Origin of the sequence: Kitasatospora sp. NBC_00458, assembly GCF_036013975.1 — a bacterium.
GTDB lineage: Bacteria > Actinomycetota > Actinomycetes > Streptomycetales > Streptomycetaceae > Kitasatospora.
Window position 1 is genome coordinate 4,559,212 of record NZ_CP107904.1, and the last position, 13,300, is coordinate 4,572,511.

Consider the following 13,300-nt stretch of genomic DNA (forward strand, 5'->3'; position numbering starts at 1 on the left):
CTCCGGGACGGCCTCCCCCACGAGAGCGAAGAGGTGACATGACCGGGCGCAGCGATGAGCGGCCTCCGGGCCGCGGAGAGGGCCGTCCGGGCGCCGAGTCGCCGTCCGGCGACTGGTACGTGGCCGACACCTACGCGCAGGACCCGTACGCGGCCGACGCCTACCAGGACCGGCCCGGTGATCAGGACCCGTACGGCCTGCGGGCCGCCCGGCCCGCCGCGCCGCAGCAGCCGGCCGCGGCGTACGACGTGCCGCCGCAGCTGCCGCCGCAGGGCGGCGACTACCCGACGCCGGTGCCGCCGGCCCCGTTCACCCCTCCCGTGCCGCCGGTGCAGCCCGGCTGGGACACCCCGGCCCGGGCGGGCTGGCAGGAGGGCCCGCAGGCCTGGGAGCAGCCCGCACCGGCCGCCCCCGCCGCCCCCGCCGCGCCCGCCCCGGGTGCGCCCGCTCCGGGCGCGTGGGACGGCCGGCAGCAGTGGCAGCCGGGCCCTGCGCACTCGTCCTGGGACTCCGAGTCCACCGAGTACGTCGGGGTGGACGCGCTGTTCGGCGGCGGCCAGGTGACCGCGGAGGCCCCCAGGCCGCCCGCCCAGCAGTCCCCGGCCCACCCGCAGCCCCCGCAGCCGCCGGCCCGGCAGGCGGCCGCACAGCCGCCCGCCGCGCCCGGTCCGTTCGCCCCGCCCGCGCCGTTCCCCCCGGCCGGCGCGTACCCGGGGCAGGCTCCGCAGGCACCGTACGGCCCCGGCCCCGGCCAGGGTCACGGCCAGGGTCACGGACACGGCCGCGGTCACGGGAACGGCCCGGACGGGCCGCGCCCCTTCGTGCCGCCGATCGAGTTCGACCCGCCGCTCTCCGAGGAGGAGGCCACCATGCAGGTGGCGGCGGTGCAGCTGCCGCCCGCGGTGGAGCCCCTGGCGGACATCGTCGCCGAGGAGCGGGCCGGCACCGCGCCGCCCGCCCCGGCACCCGCGGCCGGCGGCGGCAAGGTCGCCTCGCTGCTGAACTCCAGCGCGATCATGGCGGCCGGCACCCTGGTCTCCCGCGGCACCGGCTTCGTCCGCACCATGGTGATCACGGCGGCGATCGGCGTCGGCGTGATGGGTGACTCCTACAACGCCGCGTACACCCTGCCGACCCTGCTCTACATCCTGATCGGCGGCGGCGCGCTGAACGCGGTCTTCGTGCCGCAGCTGGTCCGCAGCATGAAGAACGACGCGGACGGCGGCACCGCCTACGCCAGCCGGCTGCTCACCCTGGTGATGGTCGGGCTCGGCGCGGTGGTCCTGCTGGCCGTGGCCGGCGCACCGCTGCTGGTCCAGGTCATCTCGCACCCGATGATGGCCAACCCGGCCCGCGCCGACACCACCGTGGCGATGGCCCGGTACTGCCTGCCGACCATCTTCTTCATGGGCATCCACGTGGTGATGGGCCAGATCCTCAACGCCCGCGGCCGGTTCGGCGCGATGATGTGGACACCGGTCCTCAACAACGTCGTGGTGATCTTCACCTTCGGTGCCTACATCTGGGTCTACGGCGGGTTCGGCACCACCCACGTCACCCCGGAGACGATCAGCCCCGAGGGCGTCCGGCTGCTCGGCATCGGCACCCTGGTCGGCCTGGTCGTCCAGGCGCTGGCGATGATCCCGTACCTGCGGGCGGCGGACTTCCGCTTCCGGCCGCGCTTCGACTGGCGCGGTCACGGCCTCGGCAAGGCGGCCCGGCTGGCCAAGTGGACGTTCTTCTTCGTCCTCGCCAACCAGGCCGGCTACCTGGTCATCACCCAGCTGGCCACCGCCGCCGGAAGCGCCGCGGAGAAGGGCGGCCACAACGGCGTCGGCCTCTCCGCGTTCTCCAACGCCCTGCTGATCTGGCAGCTCCCGCAGGCCGTCATCACCGTCTCGATCATGAGCGCGGTCCTCCCCCGGCTCTCCCGGGCGGCCGCCGACGAGGACGCCGGCGCCGTCCGCGACGACATCTCGTACGGGCTCCGCACCACGGCGGTGGCGGTCGTCCCCGGCGCCTTCCTCTTCCTCGCGCTGGGCCCGGCGATCGGCCGGGCGATCTACGCGGTGGGCGGCGGCGAGGCGGCGCTGGACAGCGCGACCAACGTCGGCCTGATGCTCTCCGCCTTCGCCCTCGGCCTGATCCCGTACTCGGCGCAGTACGTGATGCTGCGCGGCTTCTACGCCTACGAGGACACCCGCACGCCGTTCTCCAACACCGTCTGGGTGGCGGTCTGCCAGGCCGGCTTCTCGCTGGTCTGCTGGTTCGCCCTGCCCTCCGAATGGACGGTGGTCGGCATGGCGTTCGGCTACGGCCTCGCCTACGCCATCGGGGTGATGGTGGCGGTGCCCAAGTTGAAGAGGAAGATCGGCGGCCTGGACACCAAGCGGATCAGCCGGACGTACAGCCGCCTGACCGCGGCCTGTGTTCCGGGCGCCCTGGTCGGCATCGGGGTCAGTCTGGCGGTCCAGCAGGTGCTCGACGGCTGGGCTGGCAGTATTCTCACCGTCGTCCTGGCCGGCGGCCTCCAGCTGGCCGTCTTCGTGCTGATCGCGAAGCGGCTGCGGATCGAGGAGCTGAACGCCATGCTGGGCATGGTGCGCGGCCGGCTCGGCCGCTGACCAGCCGTACCGACCGGCCGCTCCGGGCGGCGCCCTGACCGGGCGTCAACCGGACGGTCCGGATCCTCCCGCCCCTCGGGGCGGGCGTCGGGCCGCTCTGCCGGCCCCGGGGCGTCCCGGGGCCGGCAGAGCGGCCCGACGCCGGATCTGCACCACATCTCTCCACCATCGCGCAACCGCGCGGACCTTTCAGCGGTCGTACCCGGTGGAGAAGAGTGGGCACAATTGTCCTGGCGCACCGCGACCTCTGGCCGCGGGCGCCAACGACTCTCTCTCAGGCCCGGGGCGACACAAGGGGAGGCAGGACCACGGTGGCTGATGGCACCAAGGCGGTCGTCGACACGTCAGCGGCAGACGGGGCGGCGGACGAGGCCGCGCTGGCCACGGCGATCGACGAGCTCGCCGAAGGCACGGCCCGGGCGACCACGGCCGACGACGACGGGCGGCGCACTCCGGAGGCCGGCTCCCCGGACGACCCGCCGACCGGCACCGGCTCCCCGGACGACGGCGGGTCCTCCACCGGCAGCGACTCCCCCGCCGGGAGCGGCTCCCCCGCCCCGGGCGAGGGGGTCTCGGAGACCACCGCGCCGCTGTCGGCCACCGAGATCGCCGCCGAACTGTCCGCCGGCGCCGCCCGGGCCGCCGAGGCGCGCCGCCGGGGCGACACCGCCGCGACCGGCGGCCGGCCCTCCGGACGCCCGCCCCAGGACCCGCAGCCGACCCACGACCCGCGGGACACCGGCACCCTGCCGCAGACCCTGCCCGCCCCGCTGCGGCACAGCGGCGACATGATCGGCCACCGGTACCGGCTGGAGGAGTGCATCTCCCAGACCGAGACCTTCAGCAGCTGGCGCGCGGTCGACGAGAAGCTGCGCCGCGCCGTCGGCGTCCACCTGATGGCCTCCGGCCACCAGCGGGCCCGCAAGGTGCTGGCCGCCGCCAAGTCGGCCGCACTGCTCGGCGACCCGCGCTTCGTCCAGGTCCTGGACGCGGTCCAGGAGGGCGAGCTGGTCTACGTCGTGCGCGAGTGGCTGCCGCACGCCTCCGACCTCGCCAAGCTGCTCGCCGACGGGCCGATGGAGCCGCACGAGGCGTACCAGATGGTCCGCCAGGTCACCGACGCCGTCGCGGCCGCCCACCGCCGGGGCCAGGCGCACCTGCGCCTCACCCCGCGCTGCGTGCTGCGGACCGACAGCGGCCAGTACCGGATCAACGGCATCGCGGTGGACGCGGCGCTGCGCGGTCTGCCGTCCGGCGGCGCCGACGGGGACGCCGAGCGCAGCGACACCCGCGCCATCGGCGCCCTGCTGTTCGCCGCGCTCACCCACCGCTGGCCGTACCCGGAGGACCGCTACGACCTCCAGGGCCTGCCGAGGAACCTCCGGGACGTGGCGCCGGACCAGGTCAGGGCCGGGGTCCACAAGGGCCTCTCCGAGCTGGCCGCCCGCGCCCTGTTCGACCAGCCGCCGCACCACGCCGAGCCGATCTCCACGCCCCAGGAGCTGGCCAAGGCGATCGCGCTGATGCCGCGCATCCGGCAGCCCGAGCCCGAGCTGCCGGCCTTCACCGCCCCGCCGCGGCACAACACCCACGCCCTGCCCACCGCGCCCAACCCGACCCGGGTGGTCGCCGCCCCCGGCACCGCGCCGGTCCCGATGGCGGCTCCGGTGCGCCGCCCCGGGCGGCGGCTGCGCCGGGTGGTCAAGGTGACCGCCTGGACGGTCGCGCTCAGCGCGATCGGCGTCGCCTCCTGGCAGCTGGTCGACCACCTGCGGTCCGGCAGCCCGGCCGTCGCCGCACCGCAGCCGAGCAGCTCCAGTGCCTCCCCGAGCACCCACGCGGTCCCCCGCACCCCGGTGCCGATCCCGGTCAGGGAGGCCTTCGACTACAACCCGCTGGGCAGCTCCCCCCAGGGCAAGGACTCCCTCCCCAACGCCATCGACGGCAAGACCGACACCGAGTGGACCACCGGCTGGTACAACGACCCGTTCGGTCCCAAGCCGCCGGCCAAGGAGGGCGTCGGCCTGCTGCTCGACCTCGGCTCGCCGCAGGCGGTGTCCACGGTGAACGTGCAGTTCGCCACCGCCACCACGGCCGAGCTGCGGATCCCCGGCGCGGGGATCGCGGGCGACCCGGTGAGCGCCAAGCTCGGCGACTTCACGGTCGCCGCCGCCAAGAAGACTGGCACCACGGTCGAGTACACCGTGGACAGCCCGGTCACCACCCGCTACCTCCTAATCTGGCTGACCGGCCTGTCGAAGGACCCGGACAGCAAGTACCGCGGCCACGTCTCCGAGGTCAGGGTCTCCGGCTGAGCCGCCCCGCCGCGGCCACAGCGGCAGCAGCCGCGGCAGCGGGGACGACGGGGACGACGGCAGCGGCACGGCACGAACGGCGAGGGGTGGCAGTGACGGACGACGGCGCGGACCTGGGCGGGGACGACGCGGCGCTCCTCGCCCGGCACGTCGGCGGCGACCGGGAGGCCTTCGGCCTGCTGGTCGACCGCCACCGCGACCGGCTCTGGGCGGTCGCCCTGCGCACCCTCGGCGACCGCGAGGAGGCCGCCGACGCCCTCCAGGACGCCCTGGTCTCCGCGTTCCGGGCCGCCCACACCTTCCAGGGCCGCTCGGCCGTCACCACCTGGCTGCACCGGATCGTGGTCAACGCCTGCCTCGACCGCGCCCGCCGGACGGCCACCCGCCGCACCAAGCCGCTCGACGACGACCCGCAGCGGCTGGACGCGCTGGTCGGCTCGTCCGAACCGGCCGACTCCCCGGTGGTCCGCGCCGAGGTGCACCGCGAGGTGACCGCGGCACTCGCCGAGCTGCCCGTCGAACAGCGGGCGGCACTGGTCCTGGTCGACATGCAGGGCTACCCGGTCGCCGAGGCGGCCGAACTGCTCGGGGTGCCGGTGGGGACGGTGAAGAGCCGCTGCGCCCGGGGCCGGGCCCGGCTGCTGCCGCTGGTCCGCCACCTCCGCGAGGAGGGCGCTGTTTCACGTGAAACAAGACCCGCCGACGCGCCCGCACCCGGCCCGGCCGCACCGTCGTCACCCGCCGGCCCGTCCTCACCCGCCGGCCCGGTGCCCCCGGCCGCGGCCGTGCCCCCGCGCCGGACGGCGCCGGAGCCGGGCACGGGCGGGCCCCCCGGGAACCCACCCGGCCCCCGCACCGTCACAGGGACAGCCCCGGACACCACCCGGCCGATTCTGGAAGGAGACGCGAGCACGCGATGACGGCCCCCCTCTCCTCCCCCGACCCCGCGCCCGCCTCCGGACCCCACCCCTCGGTCGACGAGCTGGCCGACCTCGCCGAGGGCCTGATCGAGGCCCGGGACGCGGCCGAGGCGCTCCGCCACCACCTCGCCGGCTGCCCCGAGTGCCGGGAGACCGCCGACGCGCTCGCCGAGGTGCGGACACTGCTCGGTGCGACCGAGCCGCCCGCCATGCCCGCCGACGTCGCCGCCCGGCTCGACGCCGCCCTCGCCGCGGCCGCCGCCGACCATGCCGCCACCGGCACCGGCTCCGCCCCCGCCTCCGGGGAACCCGGCTCCGCCCCGCAGACCCCCGGGAACGCGCCGCAGGCCCCCCGGGACGCCCCCGCGCCGCCCCGCCCGCCCCATGCCGCACCGACCCCGTCCGCGGCCCCCAGGACCCCGCCCGGCGCCCCGGCCGGCCGCCCCGCCGCGAGCACCGGACCGGGCCGGGCCCACAGCCGGCGGCGCCGCGCCGCCCTGCTGCTCGGTTCGGCCGCCGCACTGCTCGCGGTCGGCCTCGGCGGCACCTTCCTCGCCCTGTCCTCCGGCACCGACCGCTCGCTCCGAAGCGACGGCACCGTCGCGGTCGGCGGCCCCGCCGCGGCCAGCGCCCTCCCGGCCCGGCCCGGGAGCCCGGACGCCAAGACCGACGAGGCCGACCAGGCCGCCGGCGGCACCGCCTACCGCGACGACCTGCTCGCCGCGCAGGTCCGGCAGCTGCTCACCCGGAAGGGGGCCGGGAGCGCCTCCGGTCCCGCCGTCAAACCGTCCGGCCCCGGCGCCTCCGGCTCCACCGCCGCACCGCCCGCCGACGCCCAGGGACTGACCGGGGGCGGCCACTCCGCCCCGGCCTGCCCGCCGCCCGCCACCGGACCGCTGCTCGCCACCGACCTGGGCAGCTACCGGGGCGCCCCCGCCGAGGTGCTGGTCTTCGGGATCGCGGACCGGCCGGACCAGGTCGAGGTGTACCTCCGGTCGCCCGACTGCGGGCCGGTCCTGCAGCACCTCGTCGTCCCGTCCCGCTGACCGGCGGTTCCCGTGCGATCCACGCCGCCGCCGGTCCGACACTCCCACTGTGCGGGCGGCTGGTACTGATCCGCCTGGGAATGCGAGACACTGGTCAGTCGTTGTCCCGGGCGGCGGAGCAGGACCGCCCTCCCCGCAGCAAACGCGGGTCGCAGATGCGAACCAGGAGATGCAGTGAGCGACGTCCGTAACGTGATCATCATCGGTTCCGGCCCGGCCGGCTACACGGCTGCGCTCTACACGGCCCGGGCCTCCCTCAAGCCGCTGGTCTTCGAGGGCGCCGTCACCGCCGGTGGCGCCCTGATGAACACCACCGAGGTCGAGAACTTCCCCGGCTTCCGGGACGGCATCATGGGTCCCGAGCTGATGGACAACATGCGGGCGCAGGCCGAGCGGTTCGGCGCCGAGCTGATCCCGGACGACATCGTCGCGGTCGACCTCACCGGTGACGTCAAGACCGTCACCGACTCCGAGGGCAACGTCCACAAGGCCCGCGCGGTGATCGTCACCACCGGTTCCCAGCACCGCAAGCTGGGCCTGCCGAACGAGGACAAGCTCTCCGGGCGCGGCGTCTCCTGGTGCGCGACCTGCGACGGCTTCTTCTTCCGCGACCAGGACATCGCGGTGGTCGGCGGCGGTGACACCGCGCTGGAGGAGGCGACCTTCCTCTCCCGCTTCGCCCGCAGCGTCAAGGTCATCCACCGCCGGGACACCCTGCGCGCCTCCAAGGCGATGCAGGAGCGCGCCTTCGCCGACGAGAAGATCAGCTTCGAGTGGGACAGCGCGGTCGAGGCGATCCACGGCGACCCGAAGCTGACCGGTCTCACCCTGCGCGACACCACCACCGGCGAGACCCGCGAGCTGCCGGTCACCGGCCTCTTCATCGCGATCGGCCACGACCCCCGCACCGACCTCTTCAAGGGCCAGCTGGAGCTCGACGCCGAGGGCTACCTGAAGGTGGACGCCCCGTCGACCCGGACCAACGTCCCGGGCGTCTTCGCCGCCGGCGACGTCGTCGACCACACCTACCGCCAGGCCATCACCGCCTCCGGCACCGGCTGCTCGGCCGCGCTGGACGCCGAGCGCTACCTCGCCTCGCTGGCCGACCTGGAGTCCCAGGCCGCCGCCGTCGCGGTCTGAGCCCCGCACCCCGGACGACCCCCGCGGGGGTGTTTCACGTGAAACACCCCCGCTCCCAGAAGCCCCGCTCCGGCCAGGCAGAAACAGAACGGGCCCGCCCGTTGTTCTCCTGGCAGCAGCCCCCTCCGTTCGATCCAGAGGAGTTCCCGTGGCCGGCGCCACCACCACCGTCACCGATGCGACGTTCAAGGCCGAGGTCCTGGACAGCGACAAGCCCGTCCTGGTCGACTTCTGGGCCACCTGGTGCGGCCCGTGCCGCCAGGTCGCCCCGATCCTGGACGAGATCGCCGCAGAGAACGCCGACAAGCTGACCATCGCCAAGCTCGATGTCGACGCCAACCAGGAGACCGCCGCGCAGTACGGCGTCATCTCGATCCCGACCCTGATCCTCTACAAGGGCGGCGAGCCGGTGAAGCAGATCACCGGCGCCCGTCCGAAGGCCGCACTGCTGCGTGAGCTGGACGGCCTGATCTAGGTCCCGTCCCACCGGACGCCACGAGGGCGGGGCTCCCCACGGAGGGGAGCCCCGCCCTCGTCGTCCCCTCCCCCGCGCCGCAACCGGCACCGGACGGATCCGTCGGCCGGGCCCTCGGGCGAACCGCCGCGCCGCTCAGAACGGCCGCAGCGCCGGCTCCTTCCGCCCGCCCCCCAGCAGCCGCTCCAACGCGCCCTCGACGTCCCCCCGCCAGGAGAGCGTGGTCCGCGCCTCCAGCCGCAACCGCGGGTACCGGTGGTGCGGCCGGACCGTCTTGAAGCCCACCGCCAGCAGGTGCTCGGCCGGCAGCACGCAACTGGTCGGCTGCCGCCCCACCGCACCGAACGCCTCGATCGCCCGGAACCCCCGCCCCAGCAGGTCCTTGGCCACCGTCTGCACCAGCACCCGGCCCAGCCCCTGCCGCTGGTAGCCCGGCAGCACCCGGCTGACCATCAGCTGCACGGCGTCCGAGGCGACCGGACTGGTCGGGAAGGACTGCGAGCGCGGGACGTAGGCGGGCGGGGCGTAGAGCACGAACCCGGCGGGCTGGTCGTCCACGTAGACGACCCGACCGCAGGAGCCCCACTCCAGCAGCACGGCGGAGATCCACCCCTCCTTCTCCAGCTCCGGCTTGCCGGACTCGACCGCCGCCCGCCCGCTGACCGGGTCCAGCTCCCAGAACACGCAGGAGCGGCAGGTCGTCGGCAGGTCCGCGAGGTTGTCCAGTGTCAGCGGAACGATCCGGCGTCCCATGCCCCGCACCTCCTCGTCCACTCCACGGTCGAGCATCCCCCCGAACGCCGATGGGTGCATGTTTCACGTGAAACACCGCTCACGTGAACCATGCACCCATCGCGTGCCGCTCTCGACGCGGCTCAGCCCTGCGACAGCCGCAATCCGTCCTCGCCCGGCGCCAGGCTGTCCAGGATCCGGTTCAGGTCCTCGACCGAGCCGAACTCCAGGACGACCTTGCCCTTGCCCAGCTTGCCCCCGCGCTGCGAGACCTCGACCTTGACCCGGGTGTCGAAGCGGTCGGAGAGCCGGCTCGCCAGGTCGTTGAAGGCCGGCGAGAGCAGCCTGCCGGCCTTGGGCCCGGCCGAGCGCTTGGCCTTCGACTCCTCGCCGCCCATCAGCACGACGAGCTCCTCGGTGGTCCGCACCGAGAGCCCCTCCGCGATGATCCGCTTGGCCAGCTCCTCCTGCCGCTCGGCGTCCGCCACCCCGAGCAGCGCACGGGCGTGCCCCGCCGTCAGCGTCCCGGCCGCCACCCTCCGCTGGACCCCCGGCGAGAGCTTCAGCAGCCGCAGCGTGTTGGAGACGTGCGAGCGCGAGCGGCCGATCCGGTCCGCCAGCTCGTCGTGGGTGCAGGAGAAGTCCCGCAGCAGCTGGTCGTAGGCGGCCGCCTCCTCCAGCGCGTTCAGCTCGGCCCGGTGGAGGTTCTCCAGCAGGGCGTCCAGCAGCAGCTTGTCGTCCTCGGTGGCCCGGATGATCGCCGGGATCTGCTCCAGCCCGGCCTCCCGGGAGGCCCGCCAGCGCCGCTCGCCCATGATGAGCTCGAAGCGCTCCGGCCCCACCTGGCGCACCACCACCGGCTGGAGCAGGCCCACCTCCTTGATGGAGGCGACCAGCTCGACCAGCTTGTCCTCGTCGAAGACCTCGCGCGGCTGGCGCGGGTTGGGGGTGATCGCGTCCAGCGGCAGTTCCGCGAACCGGGCGCCGTTCACCTCCGCCAGCTCCGGCCCGGCGGGCGGGCGCTCCCGGTCGGTCTGCTCCCGCAGGCTCTCGGCGGCCGCCTTGGCCGCGACCGTGCCCCGGCCGGTCGGCAGCACCGGCACCGCGGCCGGCGAGACCGTCCCGGTGGGCACCACCGAGGTCGGCGCGGGCGCGGCCGCCACGGGCTGCGCCACTGCCCCGGCCGCCGGCGTGGCAGCCGGGATCAGCGCCCCGAGCCCTCGTCCCAGACCCCTGCGACCACTCACCGATTGCCCTCCGTCGTACTGTGCTGCGCCGGCGGGGCGACCTGCCCCGACCGGCCGTCCTGCTGCTGACCGTCCCGCTGCTGCCCCACCGACGAACCGGTGCCCGCTGCGGGCACCGCCCGCAGCGCGAGCTCCCGGGCCGCCTCCAGGTAGGAGAGCGCGCCGGTGGAACCCGGGTCGTAGGTGAGCACCGTCTGACCGTAGCTGGGTGCCTCCGAGATGCGCACCGAGCGCGGGATCGCGGTGTGCAGGACCTCCTGCGGGAAGTGCGTCCGGACCTCCTCCGCCACCTGGGCGGCCAGCCTGGTCCGGGCGTCGTACATGGTGAGCAGGATGGTGGAGACGTGCAGCACCGGGTTGAGGTGCGCCCGGACCAGCTCGACGTTGCGCAGCAGCTGGCCGAGGCCCTCCAGCGCGTAGTACTCGCACTGGATCGGGATCAGCACCTCCTGGCCGGCGACCATGGCGTTCACCGTCAGCAGGCCGAGCGAGGGCGGGCAGTCGATCAGGATGTAGTCGAGCGGCTGCTCGTACGCGGCGATGGCGCGCTGCAGCCGGCTCTCGCGGGCCACCAGCGAGACCAGTTCGATCTCCGCGCCGGCCAGGTCGATGGTGGCGGGGACGCAGAACAGCCCCTCGACCTCGACCACCGGCTGCACCACGTCGGCCAGCGGCTTGCCCTCCACCAGCACGTCGTAGATCGACGGCACCTCGGCGTGGTGGTCGATGCCGAGGGCGGTGGAGGCGTTGCCCTGCGGGTCGAGGTCGACCACCAGGACGCGCAGGCCGTGCATGGCCAGCGAGGCGGCGAGGTTGACCGTGGTGGTGGTCTTCCCGACCCCGCCCTTCTGGTTGGCCACCACCATCACCCGGGTGGCGGCGGGCCTGGGCAGCCCCTCCCCCGCCCGGCCGATGGCCTGGACCGCAGCCTGGGCAGCACGCGCGATGGGCGTGTCATCGATCTGGTCGATGGTCTCCGAGTCCTGCATGGGGGTCAGTGTTTCACGTGAAACCGGAGCGGCAACAGTCGCCGCCCGGCTGCGAGAGAGGATTCCCGAGAGGAGAGAGCGACGTTTCACGTGAAACACCATGCCCGCAATGTCGGAATTCTGACGGTGCGACACTCCGGTGATCCGACGGCCTCCTGCCGTCCGCCCGGCCGTCACCGGGGAGCAGAACGGGCGGGTGGTCCGAGGACCACCCGCCCGTGTCGAGCATCACTCCGGGTTCAGCGGCTCCGGCGCCGTCCGCCCCGGGGCCGCTCGCCGGTCCGCGCCGCGCCGGTGCCGGTGCGGCCTGCGCGGGCCGCCGCCTTGGCCCGCCGGGTCGCCGCCCGCACGCCGCCCGGGCTCTCCCCGGCCTTGACCTGGACCACCCGGGTCGAGGTCTCCAGGGTGCCCTCGCCCACCGAGATCACCGACCACTCGACCGCACCCAGCCGGGCCAGCCCGGCCCGCGAGTCCGCCAGCTCCTGCTCGGCACTGTCGCCCTTGAGCGCCAGCATCTGGCCGTGCGGCCGGAGCAGCGGAAGCCCCCAGCCGGCCAGCCGCTCCAGCGGCGCCACCGCACGGGCGGTCACCACGTCCACCGCGAGCTTCCCGACCATCTCCTCGGCCCGGCCGCGCAGCACGGTGACGTTCTCCAGGCCCAGCTCGCGGACGACCTCCTCCAGGAAGGTGGTCCGGCGGAGCAGCGGCTCCAGCAGCGTCACCGAGACGTCCGGACGGGCGAGCGCCACCGGGATGCCCGGCAGCCCGGCGCCGGACCCGACGTCGCAGAGCGTCGTCCCGCCCGGCAGCAGCTCGGCCAGGACGGCGCAGTTCAGCACGTGGCGGTCCCAGAGCCGGGGCACCTCACGCGGGCCGATCAGCCCACGGGTCACGCCCGCGGTGGCCAGCAGCTCGGTGTAGCGGACCGCGGCGTCGTACCGCTCGCCGAAGACCTCCCGGGCCACGGCGGGCGGCGCGGGGGGCGCCTCGGGCAGCGGACGCTCGCCGCCGACCGTGCCCCCGGCAGCCGGCGTACCGGCACCCGTCTCCGGCCCGTCGGCAGCCGCGCTCTCCGTGTCCATCTCGACCTCTCCGCTCCCCGGATCCACCGACCCGCTCTCCGCACTGTTTCACGTGAAACGTCTCTCGCCGGACCAGCGCCCCGCGAAGGGACGACGACCCCGTCCGCGCACCGCGGACGGGGTCGAGTCCTCTGCTGCCCTCCGGCCGCCGAGGCGGCCGGCCGTCGTGCTGCCGGTCAGACCGGCAGCACGACCACGCACCGCTGGGGCTCTTCGCCCTCGGACTCGCTCCGCAGACCGGCCGCGGCGACCGCGTCGTGGACGACCTTGCGCTCGAACGGCGTCATGGGGCGCAGCTTGACCTGCTCCCCCGAGCCCTTCACCTGCTCCGCGGCCTTGGCCCCGAGCTCGGCCAGCTCCTCGCGCTTGCGGGCGCGGAACCCGGCAATGTCCAGCATGAGACGGCTGCGCTCGCCGGTCTCCCGGTGGACAGCCAACCGGGTCAGCTCCTGGAGCGCCTCCAGCACCTCGCCGTCCTGGCCGACCAGGCGCTGCAGGGACCGGTCGTTGCCTTCGCCGACGATGGAGACCAGGGCGCGGTCGCCCTCGACGTCCATGTCGATGTCACCGTCGAGGTCGGCGATGTCGAGCAGACCCTCCAGGTAGTCCGCCGCGATGTCGCCCTCCTGCTCCAGCCGTGCGATGAGGCTCTCGTCGGTGCTGGCGACGGCCTCGGCCTCGACGGCGGAGGTGGTGCCTTCCGTCACTGATGGACTCCTTCGGAGATGGG

At 74.8% G+C, this 13,300-nt stretch carries 11 protein-coding genes; 6 read left to right on the forward strand and 5 right to left on the reverse strand.

Annotated features, from left to right (window positions below; all coding sequences use genetic code 11):
* Positions 1–38 precede the first annotated feature (38 nt).
* The 6 genes from murJ to trxA all read left to right on the forward strand — a co-directional run bounded on the left by murJ (position 39) and on the right by trxA (position 8,520).
* A complete protein-coding gene (gene murJ, locus OG550_RS18740) occupies positions 39–2,624 on the forward strand; it encodes a murein biosynthesis integral membrane protein MurJ (protein WP_327679030.1) in 2,586 nt (861 codons plus the stop codon).
* 311 nt (positions 2,625–2,935) lie between these two features.
* Positions 2,936–4,939 (forward strand): protein kinase family protein, encoded by a 2,004-nt coding sequence (locus OG550_RS18745; RefSeq protein ID WP_327679032.1) that lies wholly within the window; start codon positions 2,936–2,938, stop codon positions 4,937–4,939.
* Positions 4,940–5,031: 92 nt separating this feature from the next.
* Positions 5,032–5,859, forward strand: coding sequence for an RNA polymerase sigma factor SigM (gene sigM, locus OG550_RS18750; RefSeq protein ID WP_442906019.1), 828 nt, complete (start codon positions 5,032–5,034; stop codon positions 5,857–5,859).
* Positions 5,856–6,905: a zf-HC2 domain-containing protein gene (locus OG550_RS18755; RefSeq protein WP_327679034.1), complete on the forward strand. Its 1,050-nt coding sequence runs from the start codon at positions 5,856–5,858 to the stop codon at positions 6,903–6,905. The genes sigM and OG550_RS18755 overlap by 4 nt, the downstream gene beginning before the upstream one ends.
* 174 nt (positions 6,906–7,079) lie before the next feature.
* Positions 7,080–8,045, forward strand: coding sequence for a thioredoxin-disulfide reductase (gene trxB / locus OG550_RS18760; protein WP_327679036.1), 966 nt, complete (start codon positions 7,080–7,082; stop codon positions 8,043–8,045).
* Positions 8,046–8,193: 148 nt separating this feature from the next.
* Positions 8,194–8,520 carry a thioredoxin gene (gene trxA / locus OG550_RS18765; protein ID WP_327679037.1) on the forward strand — a complete coding sequence of 109 codons (327 nt, stop codon included), beginning with the start codon at positions 8,194–8,196 and terminating at the stop codon, positions 8,518–8,520.
* A gap of 135 nt (positions 8,521–8,655) precedes the next feature.
* On the opposite strand, the gene OG550_RS18770 is transcribed toward trxA, so the two are convergent.
* From OG550_RS18770 to OG550_RS18790, 5 genes are all read right to left on the reverse strand, one after another.
* A complete protein-coding gene (locus tag OG550_RS18770; protein ID WP_327679038.1) occupies positions 8,656–9,273 on the reverse strand; it encodes a GNAT family N-acetyltransferase in 618 nt (205 codons plus the stop codon).
* 122 nt (positions 9,274–9,395) lie between these two features.
* Positions 9,396–10,499, reverse strand: coding sequence for a ParB/RepB/Spo0J family partition protein (locus OG550_RS18775; RefSeq protein ID WP_327679040.1), 1,104 nt, complete (start codon positions 10,497–10,499; stop codon positions 9,396–9,398).
* The gene (locus tag OG550_RS18780; RefSeq protein WP_442906020.1) at positions 10,496–11,590 is read right to left on the reverse strand and encodes a ParA family protein; all 1,095 of its coding nucleotides are present in this window, start codon (positions 11,588–11,590) and stop codon (positions 10,496–10,498) included. The genes OG550_RS18775 and OG550_RS18780 overlap by 4 nt, the downstream gene beginning before the upstream one ends.
* A gap of 137 nt (positions 11,591–11,727) precedes the next feature.
* On the reverse strand, positions 11,728–12,570 hold the full coding sequence (rsmG, locus tag OG550_RS18785) for a 16S rRNA (guanine(527)-N(7))-methyltransferase RsmG (RefSeq protein ID WP_327679044.1): 843 nt from the start codon (positions 12,568–12,570) through the stop codon (positions 11,728–11,730).
* A 176-nt stretch (positions 12,571–12,746) separates the two neighbouring features.
* A complete protein-coding gene (locus OG550_RS18790; RefSeq protein ID WP_442906021.1) occupies positions 12,747–13,277 on the reverse strand; it encodes a Jag family protein in 531 nt (176 codons plus the stop codon).
* Positions 13,278–13,300 lie beyond the last annotated feature (23 nt).